This is a genomic window from Bacillus sp. BML-BC051, assembly GCF_019656175.1.
Taxonomy (GTDB): Bacteria; Bacillota; Bacilli; order Bacillales; family Bacillaceae_G; genus Bacillus_A; species Bacillus_A mobilis.
Genome location: NZ_BPLI01000016.1, coordinates 1 through 23289, shown reverse-complemented (window position 1 = coordinate 23289; position 23289 = coordinate 1). Strand labels below are relative to the sequence as shown.

Below are 23289 nucleotides of genomic sequence, written 5' to 3'. Positions count from 1 at the left end.
ATATGTATAATATTTAATAAAGTAAAATTGATAAATGTAATCGTTTTTTAGAACAGATTATCGTTTCATGTCTGTTCTTTTTTGCGTGATGCTGGAGAAATATATTCCTCCAGCATTTGCCGTTTTATGACAAAATATATTGGTAACTTTTTTAAAAATAAGGTTAAATTCGTTGACAACTTTTTTGAAAAGCACTTTATTGACATGAGTTTTAGAATGTTGTTTCATAGTCATTGTATTGAAAAAAATCGACTGTCTTGTCGAAAAGTGAAATTTAAAAAAAGAAAGAATTTATACATATATCTTGTGTCTTATTTTGAAACGTAATACAATATATAGAGAAAACAAGAATCAATATACAGAGAGTATAGATTGGAGAGGGAGGGTCGGAAATGATAGTTGCATATGATTCTATGACAGGAAACGTGAAGCGTTTCATTCACAAATTAAATATGCCGGCCGTTCAAATTGGTGAAGATCTAGTAATAGATGAAGACTTTGTTTTAATTACGTATACAACAGGTTTTGGCAATGTACCAGAACGTGTTTTAGAATTTTTAGAGCGCAATAATGAAAAATTAAAAGGCGTATCTGCAAGCGGCAATCGTAACTGGGGAGACATGTTCGGTGCAAGTGCTGACAAAATTTCTGCTAAATATGAAGTGCCTATTGTATCAAAATTTGAGTTATCAGGAACAAATAACGATGTAGAATATTTTAAGGAAAGGGTGCGGGAGATTGCGACACATTGAACTGAATAATGAAATCACGCAAATGCAGGACGGTTTTTATCAGCTTCATAAAGATAAAGAGGCATTAGAAGTCTTTATGGAAGAAGCTAGAGAGAATACCGTTCATTTTAATAGCGTGGCAGAGCGAATGGAGTATATGAAAGAACATGATTACTATTACAACGTTCTGGACGAGTATAGCTTGGAGGAAGTAGAAGAGGTATATAACATCGCTTATGGTGAAAACTTCGAGTTCCAATCTTATATGGCAGCATCTAAGTTCTACAAAGATTATGCGTTAAAAACAAATGATCAAAAGCAATACTTAGAAAGCTATGAAGATCGTGTAGCAATTGTTTCATTATACTTAGGACGCGGTGATGTTGCGAAGGCAAAACACTTCGCAAGCATGATTGTAAAACAAAACTACCAACCAGCGACACCAACCTTTTTAAATGCGGGACGAAGCAGAAGAGGAGAAATGGTGTCTTGTTTCTTGTTAGAGATGGATGATAGCTTAAATTCAATCGGCTTTAACATTAATACTGCAATGCAATTATCGAAAATCGGCGGGGGAGTAGCCTTAAACTTATCTAAGCTACGCGCACGCGGTGAGCAAATTAAAGGTATCGATAATGCTGCAAGTGGTGTAGTACCTGTTATGAAATTACTTGAAGATTCGTTTTCATATGCGAATCAGCTTGGCCAACGAAAAGGTGCCGGCGCAGTATACTTAAACATTTTCCATTGGGATATTATTGAATTCCTTGATACAAAAAAAATAAATGCCGATGAGAAGAGCCGTATTCAGTCTCTATCAATCGGAATTATCGTTCCAAGTAAGTTCTTTGAACTTGCTGAGAAAAACGAACCTTTCCATGTTTTCGCACCTTATACGGTGTATAAAGAATATGGAAAGCATTTAGATGATATTGATATCGATGAAATGTACGATGAATTAATGAGCAATCCGAAAGTGAAGAAGAAGCCGCTAGATATTAGTGCACGTGATATGCTTATTAAAATTGCTATGATTCAGCTTGAGTCTGGTTACCCATACTTAATGTTTAAATCAAATGCAAATAACCAACATCCACTGAAGGATATTGGAACTGTGAAGATGTCGAACTTGTGTTAAATATGTAGCACCTTCTAGTAGAAATGCTAGTCGAAAACTCCGTTAAACGGGGAAAGCCTCAAATTTGAGGTAACCTACCGTGCTAAATCTTATCTTAGAATGAAAATATAAAAGTTCAGAATGTATCTTATTATTTTGTATAGCAGAGTTATGGGACAACATAAAGTAATAAGAGACTTTCTGAAGTATTAAGATAAGTAAAAGCCTAACGACTATCCCTTATGGGAGTAGAGCGCAAGCGATTGGCGTTCGAAAAGCGGAGCACCTAATCAGGTAATGCTGTAGGTGATGATATAGTCTGTCCTGTATGGTGACATACAGCAGTTGCTTGAGCAACGGACTGAGGAGTAGCGAACTCGGTTGAACATTCGAGACAGAAATCTTCCAGCTTCAAGAAACTTCTGAAATAAATGATTACGGTACAGATGACATTATCCGTCGTGATATTAACTGTAACTTAGGATCGTTAAATATCGTAAATGTAATGGAAAATAAAGAAATTCGTGAAGCAGTTCATGCGGGAATGGAAGCTTTAACAGCTGTTTCTGATATGACGATCATTCCGAATGCACCAACTGTGAAAAAAGCTAATGATGAGCTTCATTCAGTTGGACTTGGTGCCATGAACTTACACGGATATTTAGCAAAAAATAAAATCGCTTATGAAAGTGCAGAAGCGAAAGAGTTTGCTCGTACATTCTTTATGATGTTAAATTACTACTCGATTGAGAAAAGTATGGAAATCGCTAAAGAAAAAGGCGAAACATTTAAAGACTTCGATAAGTCTGATTATGCGAATGGCACATACTTTGAAAAGTACGAAACGACAGATTACAGCCCAGTAACTGAAAAAGTTCAGCAACTATTTGAAGGAATTCATATTCCAACAAAAGAAGATTGGACAAGTTTAAAAGAGCAAGTGAAGAAGAATGGATTATATAATTCATACCGTCTTGCTATCGCTCCAACACAATCTATCAGTTACGTTCAAAATGCAACTTCAAGCGTAATGCCGATCGTAAGTCAAATTGAATCAAGAACGTATGCGAATGCGACAACATATTATCCAATGCCGTATTTATCAAAAGATACGTTCTGGTACTATAAATCTTCTTACGATATGAATCAGTTTAAATTAATTGATTTAATCGCAGAAATCCAAGAACATATTGACCAAGGAATTAGTACAATTCTTTACGTTAACAGTGATATTTCAACACGTGAATTAGCACGTTACTACATCTATGCACATAAAAAAGGCTTAAAGAGTCTGTATTATACGAGAACACGTAAGTTAAGCGTGGAAGAGTGCGTAGCTTGTACCGTTTAATATAAAAAGTGAGACATCATGAGCAGGGTTTTCTGAACCCTGCTCATGCTTAGTTATCAATTTTTCATGTTTATTTAGAGAAGGGGCGATTGAATGCGTGCGGTAAACTGGAACAAAAAAGAAGATGATTTTAGTTTAATGTTTTGGAAGCAAAACATCGCTCAGTTTTGGACAGAAGAAGAAATCGCGGTGTCTTCTGACAAAAATACTTGGGTGCAATTATCAAAAGAAGAGCAAATTGCGTATAAGCGTGTATTAGGTGGTTTAACACTTTTAGATACGAAACAAGGTGGCGAAGGGATGCCGCTTGTACTTGTTCATCTTGAAAATTTACAAGCGAAAAGTGTATTAGCTTTCATGGGTGCTATGGAAGAAGTACATGCGAAGAGTTACAGTCATATTTTCACAACGTTAGCTACTGAAGAAGAAATCGATGATATTTTTGACTGGGTAGACAATCATCCGTTACTTGAGAAAAAGGCTGGTATTATTACGGGTTACTATCGTCGTTTATTAAAGCCTGAAGTAACGAAAAAAGAGTTATACATGGCAATGGTAGCCAGTGTGTTCTTAGAAAGTTACTTATTCTATAGTGGTTTCTTCTATCCACTTTACTTAGCAGGTCAAGGTAAATTGACGGCAAGTGGTGAAATTATTAACTTAATAATTCGTGATGAATCAATTCACGGCGTATTCGTCGGTATTTTAGCACAACAACTCTTCACAGAACTTTCTGCAGAAGATCAACAAGAAGTGCAAAAAGAAACACAAGAGTTATTAATGGAACTATATGAAATTGAAATGGCATACACAGAAGAAATTTACACTTCTATCGGTCTTGTAGAGGATGTAAATCGTTTCGTTCGTTACAATGCGAATAAAGGACTTATGAACTTAGGACTTGAGCCGAAGTTTGAAGAAGAAGAAATTAACCCAATCGTTTTAAATGGTTTACGTACAGATACGAAAAACCATGATTTCTTCTCTGTAAAAGGAAATGGTTACGTAAAAGCGACGAACGTTGAAAAGTTATCTGATGATGACTTCGTATTTAATTTTTAATATATGATCATAAAGAAAAGCTGTCTTATTCATTGATAAGGCAGCTTTTCTTTATGGTTTTGTTTACATAACACTATTATTTTTGTATAACGATTTCTGTTGAAAAAGTTCTATCCGGCTAATGGATAGAACTTTTTTGTAATTAAATGGGTATTTACAATCCTTTTGTATTGGTGTATTATTTAACTAGTACACCGATACAAAAGGAGGGAAGAAATGAAAATAGAGTTTTCTCCAAATACACCAATTTACATTCAGGTAATGGAATACATAAAAAAAGAAATCGTAACAGGACATTTATTGCCTGGTGATAAAATTCCCTCTGTACGTGAATTAGCGAGTGAATTACAAGTAAATCCAAATACGATTCAGCGTACATTTCAAGAGCTAGAACGGGATGGAGTTGTAGTAACGCGTAGAGGAATGGGACGATATGTAACGAATGAAGGGGAGAAAATTATGGAGCTGCGAAAAGAGATGGCGAAAGAATTACTTCATTCTTTTATAGATGGAATGGACAATTTAGGTTTTTCAGAAGAAGAAATTCTTACAATCCTTCGTTCTTCATTACATGAGAAGAGGGAGGAGAGCGAATGACAGAGCTATTAAAAATAGAGAATTTATGGAAGAGATACGGATTAAAAGCAGTGATCCGTGAATTAAATATAGAGATTACGGAAGGGAAAATTATAGGACTCGTTGGAGATAATGGGAGCGGGAAAACGACGTTATTGAAAATGATTGCTGGTCTGCAGCATCCTTCCGAAGGGAGTATTACAATCGCTGGTAAAAAGGTCGGATTAGAAACGAAAGAAATTGTTTCTTTTATGTCGGATAAACCAGTATTTGATGATTGGATGACGGTAAAAGATTCTTTATTTTTCTATCGAGATTTTTATAAAGACTTCGACATTCAAAAAGCGGTAGATACGATTGCGGAATTTAAAATACCGTTAGAAGAAAAAATTACAGCTTTATCAAAAGGTATGGTTGAAAAGCTACAAATTATTTTAACATTTTCGAGAAAAGCGAAGTTATACGTACTAGATGAACCGCTTGGCGGAATTGACCTTGTTTCTAGAGAACACGTATTAGAGCTTATTTTACAGTTTTATCGCGAAGATTGTACCATTTTAATTGCAACACATTTAATTGGAGAAGTGGAAAATATTTTTGACGAAGTAATCTTCTTAAAAGATGGTGAGAGTGTGCTACATGAAAATGTAGAGGAGTTACGCTTTCAGCGAGGAAAAGCTGTCACAGATGTGTTTAAGGAGGTGTTTAGTAGATGAAGGCCAGTTTAATATATATGTACAATGCGAATAAAAAGCAAATTGTTATTTCGTTATTATCATTCATATTTATTGTAGCTGTCGCTTTTGTAAGTATGGGGAATTATATTAAACAAGAATCAGGAGAAGTAAGGCAAATGATTATAATTGCCTTAGTATTCTTAGTTTATATAATTTTTGCGGTATTAGTATTACTGCAGGCGATGTCTGCGTTTGGGAAAATGACCGAAAGTACATTATTTCGATTAACACCGATATCTGGTAAAAAAATTGTTTTAGCAATATTGTCATATGCGGCAATTAGTTTAATGTGTTTTGAAGTGATAGGTACTATATTTTTCTATAGTATTTCGATGAAAGTAATAAAAGGTACAGAACTCTATGGAATGTTATTTACCGAAAGTACAATTGAGCTAGATATAGTAAAACAAGTATTTAGTAGTGTGTTATATGTATTTAATTTATCAAGTATATTGTTAGTTTTACTTTTCACAGTATCTGGTGTTAAAGTATTTTCTTTAAAAAAGAAAAAAATGGAGTATGTACTTATTTTCTTCTTATTTTTACTAGTGACGAAAGTAATCAATATGATATATGAAATGTTAGGCGGATTTGCACCTACACCTGCTTTTATCAAAAAATTAGTTTATATAGATGAATCGACAGATGTAAATCTCATACTATATCCAGAAAAACTTATGAATGTATATAGTATTGCTTTTTCAATCGGTATATTTGTTTTACTTGTTTATATAACAGGTCGCATAATTGATAAAAAACTAGAAGTCTAAAGGAGGAATCAACATTGGGAAATGTAGTAGTAAAGTTAGAGAATGTTCGAAAAAAGATTGGTGGAACAGAAATTATCCGCGGTTTATCATTTGAAGTTCGTGAAGGGGAAGTGTACGGGTTTCTTGGACCGAACGGTAGTGGTAAAACGACGACAATTCGTATGATGACAGGTCTTATATCAATGACAGAGGGCGATATTACAATTTGCGGTCATAGTATTCGCACAGAGCGTGAAAAGGCGCTAGAGCAAATTGGGGCGATCGTAGAAAATCCTGAACTATATGATTATATGACTGGAATGCAAAACTTAAAGCATTTTGCGAATATGGCAATTACACCAATTAGTAAAGAACGCATTGTTGAAATTGTAAAGCTTGTTGAATTAGAGCATGCGATTCATAAAAAAGTGAAAACATATTCACTTGGTATGAAACAACGTTTAGGAATTGCACAGGCATTACTTCATCAGCCGAAAATTTTAATTTTAGATGAGCCGACAAATGGATTAGATCCAGCTGGTATTCGTCAAATTCGTGATTATTTACAGCGTTTAGCGAAAGAAGAGAATATTGCCGTAATCGTATCAAGTCACTTATTAAGTGAAATTGAACTCATGTGTGATCGCGTCGTTATTATTAAGCAAGGGGAGTTTGTACAAGAGTACAACTTACATGAACAAGCGAAACATGATGAGACAGTCGTTGTAGCGTTTGAAGTAGACCAAGTACAGAAAGCAAATGAAATCATTAAAGGTAAGGCGCAAGGAAACGTAATTGCAGTATCTGTAATGAAAGAAGAAATCCCACAACTTGTAAAAAAACTTGTGAATGGCGATGTGCTTGTATACGGAGTTACTGTTCAAAATAAAACGTTAGAGGATGAGTTCTTAGCGATTACAGGGGGAGTGAAAGCGTAATGTTTAAATTAATTCAAAATGAATTTTTAAAGTTACATGCGAAAAAGGGTATGTATATTTTAATTGGTGTCATTGCAGTATTGGAGATTTTGGGAGTTTTAGCGATGCTGAAATGGGGAGACGGAAGTGAATTTAAAGGATCATATTTAGATTTTGCAAGTTCAGAGATTGGTTTAATTACTTTGTTTGCAACAATTTTTGGGATTACGATTGCTTCTCGTATGATTACTGATGAGTTCCAAAAAGGTACAATTAAGCAGTTATTAATCCGTCCAAGAAAACGAATTACAGTTTTATTCTCTAAATATATTACAGTGTTACTTACTATAGTATTTATCATATTTGCTAGCACTTTAATTGCAATGATTGTTGGCGGAATTGTAATGGATGGTAGTAAAACAGAATTAACGGTAGGAATCGTAATGAAATCTACTTTATATCAAGTACTTTCACCGTTCTTCTTTGCGACACTTGCATTTTTCTTAGCAAACGTGTTTAGAAAGTCTGTATTACCATTAATTATTACGATGTTCCTCTTCTTCTTACAAGGACCAATTAATATGGTACTGATGATGTTTGCAAAAGGTGTAGCGAAATTTGTAGTGTTTTTCCATTTGAATTTAAGTGTGTACGATAGCAATAAATTAGTGAGCGGCGGAATGGAACCAACATTTACAGAGTTTACTTTTACAACTTCATTATTACTTGTAGCTGCATACTTTATTGTATTACTTGTAGCATCAAGTGTATTATTCCAAAAACGTGACGTATTATAATAAAAGAAATCCCCGCTTGTAAAAACGGGGATTTTTATTACATAACTTTCTCGTAGATTTCAATGGAAAGAAAAAAATGATTACTATATGTTGTTCGGAAGAATTTGAGAAAAATAGGAAAATTTTCAACTATATTCATATTATAATTTAATTATCATACTGTTTATTTTTACTATCTTTGGGGGTGTACTATATGCACTATGCATTTTCACGTATAAGACTACGCAGTTTTTTTGGATGGATGATTATAGGGTTGTTTCTTACGATGATCCTATTAGAGCTAGCAAATGTTTCTGAGAATACGCTGGAAGTTGTTTCACAAATAACTATATTTTTTGTATTTCCGTTATTTTGGTTATACGTAAAAACAAATAAAAATAATGTTGTATTTAACAGTTTTTTTGATAAGCCAGGACGTTTACCGTGGGGATTAATTGTATTAGCAACGATAATGGGAATGATTTTTTCAGTTGGTATATCTCATATTCAATTTTACATATTAGCACATACGTTACCGAATTTCTTAGTTACTATGTTAGAAGACGGAAACGTTATTAATACGAGTAACATATATATGACGATATTTACTTTCATTTCAGCGTGTGTGTTAGCACCTATTATGGAAGAGGTTATTTTTAGGGGCTTCTTTTTACAGCGAATGGCTTATAAATGGGGAATTAAAAAAGCTGTAATCATATCTTCACTTATTTTTGGTTTAGGACATTTTGATGTGATTGGTGCATTTATGTTTGGTGTTGTGATGTGTCTTTTATACATAAAGACGAAAAATATATGGACGAATATCGCTGTACACGCTCTAAATAATTTGATTGCAACAAGTATGCAATTTGTCAGTGGAGAAGAGAGTGGTGCCATTTCAATTCCTGAATTACAAGCGCAAAGTAATTTATGGATCGGTATCGGTCTTACAGTTGTTGGTTTACTTTGGTTAACTCCGTATGTTTGGAAGCAATGGCGTACAGTAAAAGAAGTTGGTGTGCCGCCGATGCGCTTTATAAATGAGGAAAAAATAGTAAGTGTGTTACAAGAAAATGAAGTGTATAGTCAAGTGATTGTAACAGATAGACTGATGGCTGTAGAGCTACCAGATGATGCTGTAAATAAGCTTCGATTAGAAGAAAATGATTATGTAACAGTATCTGTAGAAGAAGATAAAATCGTTATAAAGAAAGCGCACGATAGATAATTAAAAAGTAGCTCCTTAGGAGCTACTTTTTAATTTGTAATAATTTCTACACGAAAATTATTACCGTTCTTTACATATTTAATATCTGTAACAGTGCGGACTGTTTTTAAAATCTCCACTTTTTCACCAATTCGAGGGATAGTCGGAACATTGTCCCAAATGCCAAGCAAGTCATCTAATTGTGCCGTTTTTTCATAAAACCAGATTTTCAATGTAAAGCCCCTTTCTCGAACTTTATGTATTTTAATACATAATATATTATTTTTATTCTTATTGTAAGGGGTTTTTATATATTTTATGAATAAAAATAAATTAAACTTCTGGGAAGATATGTTCAATATCAGGAGTAAGAGATACTTCTGATAATACGATATGAGAAACAGTCGTTGCATATGAAGAAACATCATTGATAAATTCTTCAAGTTCAACGAGTGAAGGAACAGAAATTTTTACAATGTAGCATAAGCTCCCTGTTACGCGGTAACAAAAACTTGCAGATGGATAAGACTGAATAAACTGTTGCATACGTGTTGTATCACCATTTTTTAAAGTGATTTCTAAAATACAATCTAAAACAAGTCCTGCTTTTTTATAATCGATATCGATTGTGTACTTTTGAATAACGCCTTCACTTTCAAGTTTGCGAACACGTTCTGCAGTAGACGGAGCAGATAAGTTTACTCGTTTCGCCAATTCACGCATGGAAAGGCGACTATCATTATATAATTCATTTAAAATCTTTCGATCGACACGGTCTAGTTGCATTTGTAAATATACCTCCAGTAAAATAATAATTTTTGTAAAGTAAAAATATAAATTAAGATTCATATGAAATGTAAAGTGAACTTTATTTATTTTACAATAAAACGGAAGGAAATAGGAGGGGAAATGATGGAGAGAATTTCATTATCAAATGTAGGAGATACAAAGTTTCAAAAGTTATTAGGGCATAACCCAGAGTTATTACATTCATGGAGTATGGTAGAGAATACATTGTATAGTAAAGGAACTCTGTCGGCAGAGCTAAAGGAGCAAGTAAGAAGAACATTAGCGTACGGGAATGAATGTCCGTACTGTATGGCAAAGGGAAGACCTGATGATATGCAAAAGGTAGAAGAAATGAGTGTAGCAGTTACTTTTGCACATACATTTGTTCATGATAAAAAGGCAATAGATGATAATATGTTTCATGTATTGAAACAATATTGGACGGAAAAAGAAATTGTAGAGCTTTGCGCTTATATTTGTTTTATTACTGCGTCACAACAACTTGGTTTTCTGTTTCAATTACAGCCGAATGAAGGAGAAAATGATGACTAATCAAATAGCACTTATCATAATTGATGTACAAAAGGCGTTTCAGTTACCATACTGGGGCGAGAGAAATAATCTTTTTGCTGAAGAAAACATGAAAATGTTATTAGCAGAATGGAGAAAAAGGAAACGACCAGTTTTTCATATTCAACATGTAAATAAAGAAAATGCTCAATCGATGTTTTATGAAGGAGCGGAAACGGTGAACTTTAAAGAAGAGCTGAAGCCATTACCAGGCGAAGTGATTATTCAGAAATCTGTTAACAGCGCGTTCATTGGGACAAATTTAGAAGAGCAATTAAGAGAGAACAAATGTAATGCAGTAGTGGTTGTAGGATTAACGACAAATCATTGTGTGGAGACTACGACACGAATGGCAGGGAATTTAGGGTTTACAACGTATTTAGTGAGTGATGCAACGGCGACTTTTAACCGTAAAGGTCTAGATGGTAAAGAGTATAATGAAGAGGATATTCACAATATGACACTTGTAAATTTACATGAAGAGTTTGCTACGATTGTAACGACAAAAGAAGTATTAAAATTATTTTAAGAAAATAATTGCGAATTATGTAGAAAAAAATAAGAATATTTCGTATAATCTAAGTACAATCATTTTGAAATAGGGGTGGCATCATATGGAGCAAATTCCGGTAAAGAGAATAGAAGAAGTACTTGTTGTAGCAGGGGACGATAAACAGAAGCAAAAGGAATTTTATGAATTGCTCTTATCTACTGAGTTTTATGTTGCTGGTTCACTAGAAGCAGAGGACGGGGCAACAGAAGGAATACTTCGTTTGCGTCATTTCCAAGGAGAGGGTAGATGGATCGTTCCGTTCTTTACACAAATGGAATTTGTAAAAGACGTGTTGCCAGAAGGAACGCCCCTTATTACGATACGTGGAAAAGAATTATTTGGTAGCATTGAGAAAGATGCTACAGCAGTATTAAATGTTGGTACTGATATAAGTAAAACATTTATTCCAGAAGAAGTTGCAGATATCGCATCTGGACGAATTTTTAATTATTATAAATAAAAGGAAAAGCGGAATCGCTTTTCCTTTTTAATTTGAATACAGATTGGCTACGCCAGAAGAAATAGAGAGTGTTTTATTATTTGTATTTATTGTCGCTGTAGCTCCAAGAGGAATGCCGATGTTTGGACTGATATGTCCAATCGGTAAACCGAATAGAACAGGTATATGATATGGTGCGAAATATTCATATAATATTGTTTGTAATGATTGAGATGGTTTAGAAGGAGTGCAGTCATGACAACTTGTAAAAATAACACCGCTGCATTCATTAAACTTTCCAGATAAAAGTAGCTGATTTAACATACGGTCAATACGATACGGTTCTTCCCCAATGTCTTCAAGCAACAAAAGTTTATTCGCCGTATCTATCTCATAAGGTGAGCCAATTATACTCGTTAACACAGCTAAATTTCCTCCCGCTAATGTGCCTGTAACTGTACAAGAAGAGGTAGGTACGATACATTCTGAAGCAGATAAGATGGTGGAATACGGATGGAATAGTTGATTGAAAGAAGATAAAGAGAGAGAATCTACACCTTTTCCTAATTCTTCAACCATTGGGCCATGAAAAGTAATGAGCTTTGCATAACGTGAAAAGGCCGTATGTAAAGCTGTAATATCGCTATATCCCCAAAAGATTTTTGGATTTTGCCTAATGATTTCATATTGAATGTGAGGGAGGAGACGAGCACTTCCGTAACCACCCCGTGCACAGAAAATGGCTTTTACTTCATGATTGGAAAATGCTTCATGTATATCATCAAGGCGAACCTGATCACTTCCAGCTAAATATCCATATTTCTCATAAACACTCTTCCCGATTACTACAGATAAACCCATCTCTTGTAATACATTTACACCTTTTAATACACTTTCAATTGTTGGTGGACCGGACGGTGCAATAACCATTACTGTATCACCTTGTTGTAACGCATCTGGATAAATCATCATTTTCAGCCTCCTTCCCTTTCAATATATTCGCTTCATAGGAAGTTCAACCCTTGTAAAAGAAGGGTAAAGTTTGTCAAATAAAGAAGATATAAGGGGAATGGGAGAAAGAAACAGTAAACAAAAACATAGACAAAAGTAGGCATATATAATAAAAAGTAATTATGAAACAATATAAACCAAAAGAATTTTCAGAAATGCTTAATGTCTCTGTTAAGACATTGCAAAGGTGGGACAATCAAGGTGTTTTAACTGCTTACCGAAACCAAAAAGGAAGATGATACTATACAGAAGAACAGTATAAGGAATATATGGGTATTCAAGAAGAAAATAAAGTAGGCAAAGTAGTTATTTACACAAGAGTATCAAATCCAGGTCAGAAAGATGATTTAGAAAATCAGGTTGAGTTTTTAAAAGCATTCGCAAATGCACGAAGGATGATTGTAGATGAAGTTATCACAGATATTGGTAGCGGATTAAACTACAAAAGAAAACAGTGGAATAAACTGATTGACAGTTGTATGGAAAGAAATATTTCGACTATCATCATTGCACACAAAGATAGATTTGTACGTTTTGGATATGATTGGTTTGAAAAGTTTCTTCGTAAAATGGGGGTGAAAATTATTATTGTTAACAATAATAAACTATCTCCTCAAGAAGAACTTGTTCAGGATTTAATATCTATCATTCATGTATTTAGTTGTAGAATATATGGGTTGAGAAAATACAAAAAGAAAATGTCGGAGGATGAAGACTTATGAAAAGAGCATATTTAATAGAAGTCAAACCGACAACTGAACAAGTTAGTAAAATCCGTCAAACTATTGGGGTGTGTCGATATGTATATAACCTGTATATCTCTAAAAATAAAGAGGCATATGAGTCGGAGGGGAAATTTCTTAGTGGCTATGACTTTTCCAAATGGCTAAACAACATTCATACAAAAGAGTGTGACCAGTGGATTAAAGAAGTGTCGAGCAAAGCGGTAAAACAAGCGATTATGAATGGAGATAAAGCTTTTAAGCGATTTTTTAAAGGTTTATCTAAGTTTCCACAATATAAAAAAAAGAAGAAGCAAGATGTGAAGTGCTACTTTCCGAAAAACAACAAAACAGATTGGACAGTAGAAAGACATAGAGTAAAAGTCCCTACAATTGGTTGGATAAGGTTAAAAGAGTATGGATATATTTCAAAAAATACAACTGTAAAAAGTGGTACAGTATATCAAAGAGCAGGAAGATACTATGTGTCTATACTCTGTGAAGTGAAAGAGGTAAAACCAAATTCAATTCTCAATGCAGTAGGTCTAGGAATTGATTTGGGAATTAAAGACTTCGCTGTACGTAGCGATGGAAAAACTCACAAAAATATAAATAAAACAGTACAAGTAAAAAAGATAGAAAAACGGTTAAAACGTGAACAACGCTCTTTATCACGCAAATTTGAAAATATAAGAAAGCGAGGTGAACAACCTGTTACTAATAAAAGAGCGAATATAGATAAAAACATTCTTAGGGTGCAAAAACTACATGCTAGGCTAGTAAATATCCGATTAGCGTATGTAAAGTCTATTGTAAATGATGTGGTGAAAACCAAGCCAACGTTTATTACAGTAGAAGATTTGAATGTGAAAGGTATGATGAAGAACAAACATCTATCTAAAGCTGTAGCGCAACAATGTTTTTATACTTTTAAAACATGGCTATCAACGAAATGTAGGGAATATGGAATTGAGCTACGGCAAGCGGACAGATTCTATCCATCTTCTAAATATGTTCATGTTGCGGTCAAAAAAAGTCGGATTTAAAGCTGTCTGACCGAGTATATACATGTGATTGTGGAAATGTAATGGATAGAGATTTAAATGCATCTATCAACCTTTTACAAGCAAAAAAATATACAATACTAACGTAAATAGATTGTATATATGTACGGTGGGCTACATCGGAATTTACGCCTGTGGAGTGTCACAGCAAACTGTAGTAGCAAGTGATTAGCGAGGCAGGGCACGTAGAAGCAGGAATACTCTAAGAATATACATTTGTCTATATTTTTAGTAGCAGGAGAAATGATGTTTACAAGTCGTGTAATAGATCTATTACAAATTAAGTATCCAATCATTCAAGCAGGTATGGCAGGTGCGATTACGACGCCTGAGCTTGTTGCAGCTGTAAGTAATAGCGGAGGACTAGGAACGCTTGGAGCGGGCTATATGAGCCCTGAACAAATTCGTGAAGCAATTTATAAAATAAGGGAACGAACGGATAAGCCTTTCGGTGTTAATTTACTGTTAACGAAAGAAATACAGATCGAAGAAGAGAAGGTAACCTTGGCAAAGGGATTACTTAGCGGAGTAAATAGAGAATTCGGTATAGAGGAAGAAGAGACGATAAAGCTTCCAAAAAGTTATAAAGAACAATTACAAGTGTTAGTAGAAGAAAACGTACCAGTCGTCAGCTTTGCATTTCAAACGTTAGAAAAAGAAGAAATAGATGACTTAAAAAGAAGAGGAATAAAAGTCATTGGAACAGCTACCCATGTAAGAGAGGCGAGGGTGCTTGCTGAATTAGGAGTAGACATTATTGTCGGTCAAGGTAGCGAGGCAGGAGGACATAGAGGAACGTTTATCGGGAAAGAACAGGATGCTATGATTGGGACGTTCGCATTAATTCCACAGTTAGTAGCAGCAGTCCCGCATATACCAATTGTTGCAGCAGGTGGTGTAATGAACGGGCAAGGGCTTGTTGCGGCATTTACACTGGGAGCAGAAGCTGTTCAAATGGGATCAGCCTTTTTAACGAGTGAAGAAAGTATCACGCATGACGTGTATAAAGAAGCAGTTTTGCATAGTACAGATACGAGTACAACTGTGACCCGTGCGTTTTCCGGGAAATATGCACGGGGTATTCGTAATGAATTTATAGAGAGACATGAAGGAAAAGAAGAAGGGCTTCCGATGTATCCAGTGCAAAATGTATTAACCTCTAAAATACGCCAAGAAGCAGCAAAACAAAATAAAGGAGAATATATGTCGCTTTGGGCAGGGCAAGCTTCATCATTAGCACGAATAGAATCAGCTCAGCATGTAGTGGAGCGAGTGATGAAAGAAGCAGAGAATGTAATCGAACAATTACAAAATATATATAGAAAAAGACCACTTGAATAATTCAAGCGGTCTTTTCATTAGTTTGCTTTATAAAATTGTTGGATGGCCTCATCGATATAAACCCAGCCTTTCCAACCTAAGTGCATATGATCTTTTAAGAAGTATTTATCATACTCATGATTTGAGAAGTCGGCAATTGGATAACCAGCGTTCTCAATTTGCTCATGAACTTTCTTGTAGTATAATTCGCGACGTTCTTTCGGGAAGCCAGCGTAATCGTACCAAGGACCTTTTACAGGAACAGAAATGAAGAGTGGTTTTGCACCAGATTGTTTTAATAAATCAAGTACAATTTGTAAATCTTCATATTCTGGCGATTGATCATAAGCATCATTTTTTAAGTAGCCTTCACGTTGCTTTAATTTCTTCTTAATTTTGCTATTGAAGTAATCATCTTCGATACCATATTCGTTAGAACCTGATTCTACTGCACCAGTTTGATCTGCATGTTTACGAGCTTCTTCCCAGTTCATTTGTTTTAATGAAGGGTCAAGTTTTTCTTTATGCGGTTTAATATCAAACATTGCTGTAAATAAATCTTTACGATCTAAAATGTTACGGTAAATATAAGCGAAAGGTTTAGCAGCAAGTGCTTTTACTTTATGCTTTGTATCATCATAAACGATACCTTCAAGCGAAATTTTTAGTAAAGTTTCTTTCTTAACAATCTCAAAGTTTAATAAACGTTTTGCAATTTGCTTTTTCATTTCAGGCTTTAAGTCATCATTGAAAAGCAAGTGGTAACCTTGTTGTTTTGAAAAGTTAGGTGCAAAGTGTGTTTCATCAATACCTTGTGGCACAAACCATTGAGGAGAAAGAACGAATACCATTTTCTTATCCTTCAATTGATCTATTGTAGATGCAAAGTTTAATACATGTACAAGGTCTTGTGTTCCACCGCGTCCAAGTAGGAATGGTGTGAAGCCTTCAGGCTTTACTTTGAAATAATTTGATGGATGGAAAGCATCCATACGTGCGAATTCCGATGAACCGTACATCGGAAGGTATTTCGGGTCTGCTAACATCTTTTGCTGTAAAATCATACTTTGAATCTTTTCTTCTTTTAAAGAAGTGGCAGCTTGTTCTACTTTTTCATCACTTAAAAGTGGAAGTAGGAAGCGCGTTGGAATAAGTAAGAATACAGCAAAAAGGGCCAATGCTAAAAGCATCGGACCAAATTTTGCTTTGTTCATCGGATTTCTTCCAACTTCTTAATAACCATGTTTGGTGTAGCCCACTCGTCACGGTCAAAGTCAGAAATAGAAACTTCAATATCTAAACGCTCTTGGAATTCAACTAATAAAGATACTACAGCGAAAGAATCAAGAATACCTTCTTCAAATAATTGAACATCTAAGTTTTCTTTCACAATATCGTTTTCACATACTTCTTCTAAAATATCTAATACTTGCTCTTTGAATTCTGCCATTTTTAAAATCTCCTTTATATCCGAAATATATTATATGTGCAACTTCTTATTAGTATAAGAAGGGTGCATTAAAAGTATCTGTTAAGGTGTCCAGAGAAAATTAGGAAACCGAAACATACAACGTGGAACGTAATTACAATCGCAAGGACGTGTGTAAATTTATTATTTGGCCAAAACTTATGCTTCTTGTTTTTTCGTTCAAAAATATCGAATAAAATGAACAGTGCAGCATGATATAGACCATAAATAATGTATTGATACACATGCTCACCAGTAATATGCCAAATTCCCATGATGAAAAAGTTTAAAAATGCACCGATATACGAAATTGTGTAACGGTTTTTAATTAACTTTTTCTTCGTTGCAAAAAAGACGAAACGCATGTAAATAAAATCACGGAACCAGAATGATAAACTCATGTGCCAGCGGTTCCAGAAATCTTTAATGTTACGACTAATGAATGGTTTATTAAAGTTTTCTGGCGTTTTAATACCCATCATATAACTTACACCAATTACAAATGAGCTATAACCAGCAAAGTCGAAGAATAAATATAAGCTATAGCTATACATGTAAATCATATTAGATAGGATTGTATCTTGCTGAGCAAATGCCGGATCCATAAAATATTGTTTTATTAAGTAAGCGATAATAAATTTATACAAGAAACCTTGGAAAATACGGTTTAATCCTGTATATAGTAAATTTTGATATTCCTCAGCGCTAGGTGGCTTTTGAATATCTTTTTGGAATCTACGATAACGATCGATAGGTCCCGTTGAAATAGCTGGGAAGAATAAAACAAATTCCCAAAAATTAAAGAAGGAAAGTTCTTTAATTAAGCCATCACGAACTTCAAATACCATTTGCACGGCTCTAAATGTTACATAGGACATTCCTAAAAAGACAACAAATTTTAGTTCAGGAACAAATGGTGCGACTTTTGCCAAAATAAGTGGCAAAATTGATAAAATAACAGCTATACAAAACGTGAATGTACTATTCTTTTGTTTTCTTAATAATAAATAGCCTTTAATCAGGGCATATTGCCAAATGATAAATGCGGCTAACATAATCGCTTGCTTCGGTTTATCCGAGAAGATAATAGCAAGCATGACTAATGTTAAAACGGCATTATATTTACGCAACATTTTACCTTTTAATCCAGCTATGATAGTAGGTATTAATAAAATGCCCACTATAGCGAAAAAATAAAATGATCCATATGCGGTCATGCTGTAACCTCACTCAATAATTTTTTGCGATCTACCTTTCCATTTGGTGTCATTGGAATAGAAGATTGATACATGAATTTACGTGGAATCATGTAGTTTGGTAATCGCTCATTGAGTTCTTTTTTAATTGCAGATGTTAATTTGAATTCTTTTTCAAATGAATGTTCTCCAGGAACAACAACCGCTAATAAATAATCGTATTTCTCACCTTTTTTAATTGGAACGATAACTGCTCCTTCTACGTAAGAACACGCACGAAGGTGATGCTCAATTTCTTCTAATTCCATTCGATAACCATGCAGCTTAATTTGGAAATCAAGACGACCATTATAGAATAGAAGACCATTTTCAACATAGCCAGCATCGCCTGTTTTATAGGCGCGCTCACCGTCAATCATAGTAAATGCTTTTTCTGTTAATTCAGGGCTTCCTAAATATCCAACGCTTACGCTTGGACCGACAATTACGATTTCACCTTTTTCACCATCAGGTGCGATCGTGCCATCTTCTTTCATAATAAGAAGGCGGCAGTCTGATTTACAGTAGCCAACTGGAAGTGATTTGTATTGATCAAGTACTTCTTCTGTAACGTGAATACCTGTTACAGCGACAGTAGCTTCTGTTGGACCGTACGTATTCATAATTGTCGCTTTCGGGAAACGCTCAATTAATTTTCTAGCCACTTCGTTTGGTAACACTTCACCGCAGAATAAGAATGTTTTCATGTTTGGTAGCATACTCTCAGAGAAAGATGCTTCCATTAAACACATTTCTGCGAAAGATGGTGTTGAAGTCCATACTTGTATATCCGATTGCTCTAAAGAAGCAAACAAGTCTTTTGGACGTGCAATCATATCTTTATCGATTGCCCAAAGTGTACCACCTGTTACTAATGATGGGTAAATATCCATGACAGATAAATCGAATGAGAAAGGTGCTTGGTTTAAGAATACTTGCCCTGTTTGTAAGTTGAAATCTTCTACAGCCCATTTTGTAAAGCTTACAAGGCAGTTATAAGTAATCTGAACCCCTTTCGGATTACCTGTGCTTCCTGATGTGTAAATAATGTAGAAGTTCTCATCACCTTTTACCGCATGTTCAGGATTTGGAGTGTTCCCTTTATGAGTAAAGAAAATATCTTTTAAGTTGTCTTCACTTACAATGCGAACTGGTAAATCAGTTACAGTTACTTCTGTTCCTGATAAAAGTAGTTTCGCACCAGAATTTTCAGCGATACGTTGTACACGATCAGCTGGGATAGATAAATCTACAGGAATATAAGCATGTCCAGCTTTTACACAACCTAAAAAGTTAATAATCATTTCAGGTTGCATATGGCCATACACCATAATTGGTGAACGATCATCTGGATACTCAGAAGAAATCCAATGTGCTAACGCATCAGAATCTTCCTTTAATTGTTTGTACGTAATTTTCGCATCTCGCCAAACAAAAGCAGTTTGATCAGGCGTTTCAATAGCCCACTTTTCAATTTGTTCTAATAACTTCATAACGTTCCCACCCTAGAATTCATTGTAAATAAATGTACTTGTGTTTGTATCATGGAATCCATACAACCAAAGTAATGCAAATAAAATTGCAAGGTAATAAACCGTCTTTGCAACCCATTGTGTGAGTGGTCGAGACCATATCTCTTTTAATCTTTCCATGTCTTTCCCTCTCTTAATGAAATAATAGCTCTTTGTAGGTATCATGTCCTACATTATTGTGAAAAAAACAAAATTCCACATTTTAGGTAAAAATAAGTCAAAAGGCTCTTTTCTGATATTAGCACTAAATACTAAAAAAGAAAATCCCTAACTTAGCAATTATATTACATTCAGCACCAATTTGTAATGGGTTTGATATGTAAATAGGAAGTGGATTGTGTGAATGTATAAAAGTGGTCTGGGAGAATGGATAGGAATGTAATATTTGTTTGAATTTTTGAGTTTTTCATAGTTAATGTATGGATTGTTAAAGTTTCGTAAAAGGGGGAATTTCTGATGAAGAGGATGTGGAAGGATTTTATTTCAGAAGAAAACATTATTAAATGGAGACGGTATTTTCATAAACATCCGGAATTATCATTTCATGAAAAAGAAACTTCGCAATTTATATATGATACATTATGCTCATTTTCTTCTTTTGAAGTAACGAGACCGACGAAGTATAGTGTACTAGCAATTAAAAGAGGAACGGAACAAGGAAAAGTAGTTGCGATTCGGGCTGATATAGATGCTTTGCCAATTCAAGAGGAGACAAGGAAATCTTATACGTCTGCGAATAAGGGAGTGATGCATGCATGTGGACATGATGCTCACGCCGCTATTTTGTTAAGTACAGCAGAAGTGCTATCACATATAAAGGAAGATTTTGCAGGTGAGATTCGTCTCTTCTTTCAGCACGCAGAAGAGGTGTATCCTGGGGGCGGACAAGAAATGGTTAAGGCAGGCGTGATGGATGGTGTGGATTATGTAATAGGTTTACATGTTATGTCAGGACTTGAGAGCGGGAAGATAGGAATTGCGTATGGACCGATGATGGCGGCACCGGACGTATTTACAGTTGAAATTCAAGGGAAAGGAGGGCATGCGGCGAGGCCAGAAGAAACGATAGATCCTATTGCTATCGGAGCACAGATTATTACAAATTTACAACATATCGTATCAAGAAATACAAGTGCTTTCATGCAAAGAGTTGTTTCAGTTACGCAGTTTCATGGGGGAATGGCTGATAATATTATTCCTAGTGCAGCAACTTTAATGGGAACTGTGCGCTCTTTTAATCAAGCGTTAAGGGTGGAAGCAGAAGAGAAAATTGAGCAAATCGTGAAAGGCATTACAAAGGCACATGGAGGGGAGTATACATATACGTATCGATATGGATATGATCCGGTTATTAATGATGGATATATTACGAAAGTAGTAGAAGAAAGTGCACTACATTTGTTTGGGAATAAGCGTGTTGTGAAGCTTGAACCCTCTATGGGAGGAGAAGATTTCTCAGCATATTTAAGAAAGGCACCGGGTTGCTTCATTAAATTGGGGACGGGGAATGAAAAGGTAGGTACTTGTTATCCGCATCATCATCCAAAATTTGATGTAGATGAATCAGCTTTAATTTATGGAGTGGAATTATTTCTAGAGACAGCGATAAGACTACTAAAATCATAAAAAAGTATAAAAAAAGGCAACTGCGCTCTATCGCAGTTGCTTTTATTTCTTTCCGTCAGAGAGGGCTGAGAAAGAACTATGCTCATTTATAGTATATGAATAGCTAACGGACAAGCTTGTACATTTTCATCATTTTTTTAAAAATAGTTATTGACATTGATAATCACTGTCAATTAATCTAAGGGTAGTTGAAATTGATAATTATTATCAATAGGGTGGATGCGATATGTTAATGAGAAAAAAATTTCACCTTCTGCGGAGGGGATTAAAAGATAAAAATAAAGATGTTGATCAGCATATGGAATGGCAAAGAAATGTAATTCGTTCTGAATATGTAGATGAGAAGAGTACACTTCCAACAGAAAAAGAGATACAAGGTAAAAGGAGAGATACAGTTGAGTAAGTTAGTAATGATTTTTGCAAGTATGAGTGGAAATACAGAGGAAATGGCTGATCATATTGCCGGTGCCATTCGTGAAACAGAAAATGAAATTGAAGTTATCGATATTATGGATTCACCAGAAGCTTCTATACTAGAACAGTATGATGGGATTATTTTAGGTGCTTACACTTGGGGAGATGGTGACCTTCCTGATGATTTCTTAGATTTTTATGACGCAATGGATTCTATTGATTTAACTGGGAAAAAAGCGGCAGTATTCGGATCATGTGATTCGGCGTATCCGAAATACGGCGTGGCGGTTGACATTTTAATAGAAAAGCTACAAGAACGCGGGGCAGCAGTTGTGTTAGAAGGACTAAAAGTAGAATTAACGCCAGAAGATGAAGATGTAGAAAAATGTTTACAGTTTGGAGCTGAATTTGTAAAACACCTTTCTTAATGGCAGAAGGGAGATGAAGAGCAAGTGCATGAGAAAATCGCAATCAAAACGATGACAGATTATCATTTGTATGATTTTATGCGTTGTCCGCATAAATTTTATTTCCGTCATATAAAAAGAAGAGAACCTTCTTCGTTTGAATGGCAACAAATCGCACAAATGATTGTGAATCGAATTATTAACGAATATTACACACTACCTGCGGGCCAACAAACTAAAATCGTACTTTTAATATTAATAGAAAAGTATTGGAAAAAAGTAAGGATTAATATGTTTGCTTCAAAGATGGAGTATTATATTGTGTTAGCGAAGTTAACGGATCATTTATTACAGTTTGTTGAAAGAGATGATAGTCAGACACCGCCGTTATTTTTATATGAAAAATTTCAAACATATATGGAAGAGTTAGGTGTCCACATGTCATTGACATTAGAAGTTGGTGAGTGGAGTACTGAGTCGTTTGTAATTAAAAAGTATGTTGTCGATGCGGATGAGGAAATGCTTGCTCTTTGTCAAAAGTTAATGACAGTATTCAGTTATAAAGCTTTCGGCATTCTTCCAGGAAAAATTGAAGTAATTAATTTAATAGAAGGAACTAAGTATGAGTACATTCCGAAACAGGAAGATATTATAACTGGAATGGCTGATTTATCTAGAATGAAAGAAATGTTGCAGCAACCTGAGCATTATACAGAGCGTCATTTTCGTTCTGAGTGTATAAGTTGTGCATTTCGTAGCGAATGCCAAGGGGAAGAAGTAAAGAAAGAAGCGAAGCAGAAGAAAAATATCGTACATTAAAGGATGCAATGTTGCATCCTTTTTTTGTTATTGACATGAAAAGCTTTTCATCATTTACCGTATATTTGTAGCAGATTTTAATAAAGTGAAACTTTAA

The 23289-nt window shown here is 34.8% G+C and carries 25 protein-coding genes and 3 pseudogenes; 20 read left to right on the top strand and 8 right to left on the bottom strand.

Annotated elements, in window-relative coordinates:
* Nucleotides 1-392: 392 nt before the first annotated feature.
* The 10 genes and pseudogenes from nrdI (at nucleotide 393) to K5S59_RS07400 (ending at nucleotide 9244) form a co-directional block, all read left to right on the top strand.
* Nucleotides 393-752 carry a class Ib ribonucleoside-diphosphate reductase assembly flavoprotein NrdI gene (nrdI, locus tag K5S59_RS07445; RefSeq protein WP_000634376.1) on the top strand — a complete coding sequence of 120 codons (360 nt, stop codon included), beginning with the start codon at nucleotides 393-395 and terminating at the stop codon, nucleotides 750-752.
* Nucleotides 739-1866, top strand: a pseudogene (locus tag K5S59_RS07440) (ribonucleotide reductase N-terminal alpha domain-containing protein); the annotation flags it as partial. The gene nrdI and the pseudogene K5S59_RS07440, both read left to right, overlap by 14 nt.
* 382 nt (nucleotides 1867-2248) lie before the next feature.
* On the top strand, nucleotides 2249-3199 hold the full coding sequence (locus K5S59_RS07435; RefSeq protein WP_306563445.1) for a ribonucleotide reductase large subunit: 951 nt from the start codon (nucleotides 2249-2251) through the stop codon (nucleotides 3197-3199).
* 93 nt (nucleotides 3200-3292) lie between these two features.
* On the top strand, nucleotides 3293-4261 hold the full coding sequence (gene nrdF, locus K5S59_RS07430) for a class 1b ribonucleoside-diphosphate reductase subunit beta (protein WP_001203026.1): 969 nt from the start codon (nucleotides 3293-3295) through the stop codon (nucleotides 4259-4261).
* A gap of 216 nt (nucleotides 4262-4477) precedes the next feature.
* Nucleotides 4478-4858, top strand: coding sequence for a GntR family transcriptional regulator (locus K5S59_RS07425; protein WP_000687513.1), 381 nt, complete (start codon nucleotides 4478-4480; stop codon nucleotides 4856-4858).
* The gene (locus K5S59_RS07420; protein ID WP_000137713.1) at nucleotides 4855-5553 is read left to right on the top strand and encodes an ABC transporter ATP-binding protein; all 699 of its coding nucleotides are present in this window, start codon (nucleotides 4855-4857) and stop codon (nucleotides 5551-5553) included. The genes K5S59_RS07425 and K5S59_RS07420 overlap by 4 nt, the downstream gene beginning before the upstream one ends.
* Entirely contained in the window at nucleotides 5550-6344 is a 795-nt protein-coding gene (locus K5S59_RS07415; RefSeq protein ID WP_098873276.1) for an ABC transporter permease, read from the top strand. Before K5S59_RS07420 ends, K5S59_RS07415 begins: the two co-directional genes overlap by 4 nt.
* A 14-nt stretch (nucleotides 6345-6358) precedes the next feature.
* Nucleotides 6359-7261, top strand: coding sequence for an ABC transporter ATP-binding protein (locus K5S59_RS07410; RefSeq protein ID WP_000528803.1), 903 nt, complete (start codon nucleotides 6359-6361; stop codon nucleotides 7259-7261).
* The gene (locus tag K5S59_RS07405; RefSeq protein WP_000475443.1) at nucleotides 7261-8037 is read left to right on the top strand and encodes an ABC transporter permease; all 777 of its coding nucleotides are present in this window, start codon (nucleotides 7261-7263) and stop codon (nucleotides 8035-8037) included. Before K5S59_RS07410 ends, K5S59_RS07405 begins: the two co-directional genes overlap by 1 nt.
* Before the next feature lie 193 nt (nucleotides 8038-8230).
* The gene (locus tag K5S59_RS07400; RefSeq protein WP_120449722.1) at nucleotides 8231-9244 is read left to right on the top strand and encodes a CPBP family intramembrane glutamic endopeptidase; all 1014 of its coding nucleotides are present in this window, start codon (nucleotides 8231-8233) and stop codon (nucleotides 9242-9244) included.
* Nucleotides 9245-9273: 29 nt separating this feature from the next.
* Here the strand turns inward: K5S59_RS07400 and K5S59_RS07395 are convergent, their stop codons facing one another.
* Both K5S59_RS07395 and K5S59_RS07390 read right to left on the bottom strand, forming a co-directional pair.
* Entirely contained in the window at nucleotides 9274-9456 is a 183-nt protein-coding gene (locus K5S59_RS07395; protein WP_000707107.1) for a DUF3913 family protein, read from the bottom strand.
* A 100-nt stretch (nucleotides 9457-9556) separates the two neighbouring features.
* The gene (locus K5S59_RS07390) at nucleotides 9557-10009 is read right to left on the bottom strand and encodes an Lrp/AsnC family transcriptional regulator (protein ID WP_001175500.1); all 453 of its coding nucleotides are present in this window, start codon (nucleotides 10007-10009) and stop codon (nucleotides 9557-9559) included.
* A 63-nt stretch (nucleotides 10010-10072) separates the two neighbouring features.
* Here K5S59_RS07390 and K5S59_RS07385 point away from each other — a divergent pair, with 63 nt between their 5' ends.
* The 3 genes from K5S59_RS07385 (at nucleotide 10073) to K5S59_RS07375 (ending at nucleotide 11595) form a co-directional block, all read left to right on the top strand.
* Nucleotides 10073-10564 (top strand): carboxymuconolactone decarboxylase family protein, encoded by a 492-nt coding sequence (locus tag K5S59_RS07385; protein ID WP_002070981.1) that lies wholly within the window; start codon nucleotides 10073-10075, stop codon nucleotides 10562-10564.
* Nucleotides 10557-11111 carry a cysteine hydrolase family protein gene (locus K5S59_RS07380; protein WP_000184440.1) on the top strand — a complete coding sequence of 185 codons (555 nt, stop codon included), beginning with the start codon at nucleotides 10557-10559 and terminating at the stop codon, nucleotides 11109-11111. The genes K5S59_RS07385 and K5S59_RS07380 overlap by 8 nt, the downstream gene beginning before the upstream one ends.
* An 85-nt stretch (nucleotides 11112-11196) precedes the next feature.
* Entirely contained in the window at nucleotides 11197-11595 is a 399-nt protein-coding gene (locus K5S59_RS07375; protein WP_000435201.1) for an SseB family protein, read from the top strand.
* 27 nt (nucleotides 11596-11622) lie between these two features.
* Here K5S59_RS07375 and K5S59_RS07370 read toward each other — a convergent pair whose 3' ends face one another.
* Entirely contained in the window at nucleotides 11623-12543 is a 921-nt protein-coding gene (locus tag K5S59_RS07370; RefSeq protein ID WP_033656303.1) for a S66 peptidase family protein, read from the bottom strand.
* Nucleotides 12544-12707: 164 nt separating this feature from the next.
* Here K5S59_RS07370 and K5S59_RS07365 point away from each other — a divergent pair.
* The 3 genes and pseudogenes from K5S59_RS07365 (at nucleotide 12708) to K5S59_RS07350 (ending at nucleotide 15712) form a co-directional block, all read left to right on the top strand.
* Nucleotides 12708-13307 (top strand): annotated as a pseudogene (locus K5S59_RS07365) (IS607 family transposase).
* Nucleotides 13304-14460, top strand: a pseudogene (locus K5S59_RS07360) (RNA-guided endonuclease InsQ/TnpB family protein). Before K5S59_RS07365 ends, K5S59_RS07360 begins: the two co-directional pseudogenes overlap by 4 nt.
* Before the next feature lie 157 nt (nucleotides 14461-14617).
* Nucleotides 14618-15712 carry an NAD(P)H-dependent flavin oxidoreductase gene (locus K5S59_RS07350; protein WP_000495249.1) on the top strand — a complete coding sequence of 365 codons (1095 nt, stop codon included), beginning with the start codon at nucleotides 14618-14620 and terminating at the stop codon, nucleotides 15710-15712.
* 17 nt (nucleotides 15713-15729) lie between these two features.
* Here the strand turns inward: K5S59_RS07350 and dltD are convergent, their stop codons facing one another.
* The 5 genes from dltD to K5S59_RS07325 form a co-directional block, all read right to left on the bottom strand.
* Nucleotides 15730-16905, bottom strand: coding sequence for a D-alanyl-lipoteichoic acid biosynthesis protein DltD (dltD, locus tag K5S59_RS07345; RefSeq protein ID WP_001030252.1), 1176 nt, complete (start codon nucleotides 16903-16905; stop codon nucleotides 15730-15732).
* Complete coding sequence (gene dltC, locus K5S59_RS07340; protein WP_000807310.1) at nucleotides 16902-17141, bottom strand: D-alanine--poly(phosphoribitol) ligase subunit DltC; 240 nt, start codon at nucleotides 17139-17141, stop codon at nucleotides 16902-16904. The genes dltD and dltC overlap by 4 nt, the downstream gene beginning before the upstream one ends.
* A 68-nt stretch (nucleotides 17142-17209) precedes the next feature.
* The gene (gene dltB / locus K5S59_RS07335; RefSeq protein ID WP_000127944.1) at nucleotides 17210-18376 is read right to left on the bottom strand and encodes a D-alanyl-lipoteichoic acid biosynthesis protein DltB; all 1167 of its coding nucleotides are present in this window, start codon (nucleotides 18374-18376) and stop codon (nucleotides 17210-17212) included.
* Complete coding sequence (gene dltA / locus K5S59_RS07330) at nucleotides 18373-19887, bottom strand: D-alanine--poly(phosphoribitol) ligase subunit DltA (RefSeq protein ID WP_000770525.1); 1515 nt, start codon at nucleotides 19885-19887, stop codon at nucleotides 18373-18375. Before dltA ends, dltB begins: the two co-directional genes overlap by 4 nt.
* Before the next feature lie 12 nt (nucleotides 19888-19899).
* Nucleotides 19900-20046, bottom strand: coding sequence for a teichoic acid D-Ala incorporation-associated protein DltX (locus K5S59_RS07325; RefSeq protein ID WP_000440293.1), 147 nt, complete (start codon nucleotides 20044-20046; stop codon nucleotides 19900-19902).
* 336 nt (nucleotides 20047-20382) lie between these two features.
* Here K5S59_RS07325 and K5S59_RS07320 point away from each other — a divergent pair, with 336 nt between their 5' ends.
* The 4 genes from K5S59_RS07320 to K5S59_RS07305 all read left to right on the top strand — a co-directional run bounded on the left by K5S59_RS07320 (nucleotide 20383) and on the right by K5S59_RS07305 (nucleotide 23192).
* The gene (locus K5S59_RS07320; protein ID WP_000827665.1) at nucleotides 20383-21552 is read left to right on the top strand and encodes an amidohydrolase; all 1170 of its coding nucleotides are present in this window, start codon (nucleotides 20383-20385) and stop codon (nucleotides 21550-21552) included.
* 226 nt (nucleotides 21553-21778) lie between these two features.
* Complete coding sequence (locus tag K5S59_RS07315; RefSeq protein ID WP_000929011.1) at nucleotides 21779-21955, top strand: hypothetical protein; 177 nt, start codon at nucleotides 21779-21781, stop codon at nucleotides 21953-21955.
* Nucleotides 21948-22394 carry a flavodoxin gene (locus K5S59_RS07310; RefSeq protein ID WP_000041146.1) on the top strand — a complete coding sequence of 149 codons (447 nt, stop codon included), beginning with the start codon at nucleotides 21948-21950 and terminating at the stop codon, nucleotides 22392-22394. Before K5S59_RS07315 ends, K5S59_RS07310 begins: the two co-directional genes overlap by 8 nt.
* Before the next feature lie 24 nt (nucleotides 22395-22418).
* The gene (locus K5S59_RS07305; RefSeq protein WP_098259408.1) at nucleotides 22419-23192 is read left to right on the top strand and encodes a hypothetical protein; all 774 of its coding nucleotides are present in this window, start codon (nucleotides 22419-22421) and stop codon (nucleotides 23190-23192) included.
* Nucleotides 23193-23289 lie beyond the last annotated feature (97 nt).

What these genes read in the sequence shown, in the direction of transcription:
- nrdF (WP_001203026.1), top strand. Translation starts at nt 3,293, where the DNA reads ATGCGTGCGGTAAACTGGAACAAAAAAGAAGATGATTTTAGTTTAATG.
- K5S59_RS07420 (WP_000137713.1), top strand. Translation starts at nt 4,855, where the DNA reads ATGACAGAGCTATTAAAAATAGAGAATTTATGGAAGAGATACGGATTA.
- K5S59_RS07385 (WP_002070981.1), top strand. Translation starts at nt 10,073, where the DNA reads ATGAAATGTAAAGTGAACTTTATTTATTTTACAATAAAACGGAAGGAA.
- K5S59_RS07425 (WP_000687513.1), top strand. Translation starts at nt 4,478, where the DNA reads ATGAAAATAGAGTTTTCTCCAAATACACCAATTTACATTCAGGTAATG.
- K5S59_RS07415 (WP_098873276.1), top strand. Translation starts at nt 5,550, where the DNA reads ATGAAGGCCAGTTTAATATATATGTACAATGCGAATAAAAAGCAAATT.
- K5S59_RS07325 (WP_000440293.1), bottom strand. Translation starts at nt 20,046, where the DNA reads ATGGAAAGATTAAAAGAGATATGGTCTCGACCACTCACACAATGGGTT.
- K5S59_RS07370 (WP_033656303.1), bottom strand. Translation starts at nt 12,543, where the DNA reads ATGATTTATCCAGATGCGTTACAACAAGGTGATACAGTAATGGTTATT.
- dltB (WP_000127944.1), bottom strand. Translation starts at nt 18,376, where the DNA reads ATGACCGCATATGGATCATTTTATTTTTTCGCTATAGTGGGCATTTTA.
- dltD (WP_001030252.1), bottom strand. Translation starts at nt 16,905, where the DNA reads ATGAACAAAGCAAAATTTGGTCCGATGCTTTTAGCATTGGCCCTTTTT.
- K5S59_RS07375 (WP_000435201.1), top strand. Translation starts at nt 11,197, where the DNA reads ATGGAGCAAATTCCGGTAAAGAGAATAGAAGAAGTACTTGTTGTAGCA.
- dltA (WP_000770525.1), bottom strand. Translation starts at nt 19,887, where the DNA reads ATGAAGTTATTAGAACAAATTGAAAAGTGGGCTATTGAAACGCCTGAT.
- dltC (WP_000807310.1), bottom strand. Translation starts at nt 17,141, where the DNA reads ATGGCAGAATTCAAAGAGCAAGTATTAGATATTTTAGAAGAAGTATGT.
- K5S59_RS07380 (WP_000184440.1), top strand. Translation starts at nt 10,557, where the DNA reads ATGACTAATCAAATAGCACTTATCATAATTGATGTACAAAAGGCGTTT.
- nrdI (WP_000634376.1), top strand. Translation starts at nt 393, where the DNA reads ATGATAGTTGCATATGATTCTATGACAGGAAACGTGAAGCGTTTCATT.
- K5S59_RS07405 (WP_000475443.1), top strand. Translation starts at nt 7,261, where the DNA reads ATGTTTAAATTAATTCAAAATGAATTTTTAAAGTTACATGCGAAAAAG.
- K5S59_RS07400 (WP_120449722.1), top strand. Translation starts at nt 8,231, where the DNA reads ATGCACTATGCATTTTCACGTATAAGACTACGCAGTTTTTTTGGATGG.
- K5S59_RS07390 (WP_001175500.1), bottom strand. Translation starts at nt 10,009, where the DNA reads ATGCAACTAGACCGTGTCGATCGAAAGATTTTAAATGAATTATATAAT.
- K5S59_RS07315 (WP_000929011.1), top strand. Translation starts at nt 21,779, where the DNA reads ATGTTAATGAGAAAAAAATTTCACCTTCTGCGGAGGGGATTAAAAGAT.
- K5S59_RS07350 (WP_000495249.1), top strand. Translation starts at nt 14,618, where the DNA reads ATGTTTACAAGTCGTGTAATAGATCTATTACAAATTAAGTATCCAATC.
- K5S59_RS07320 (WP_000827665.1), top strand. Translation starts at nt 20,383, where the DNA reads ATGAAGAGGATGTGGAAGGATTTTATTTCAGAAGAAAACATTATTAAA.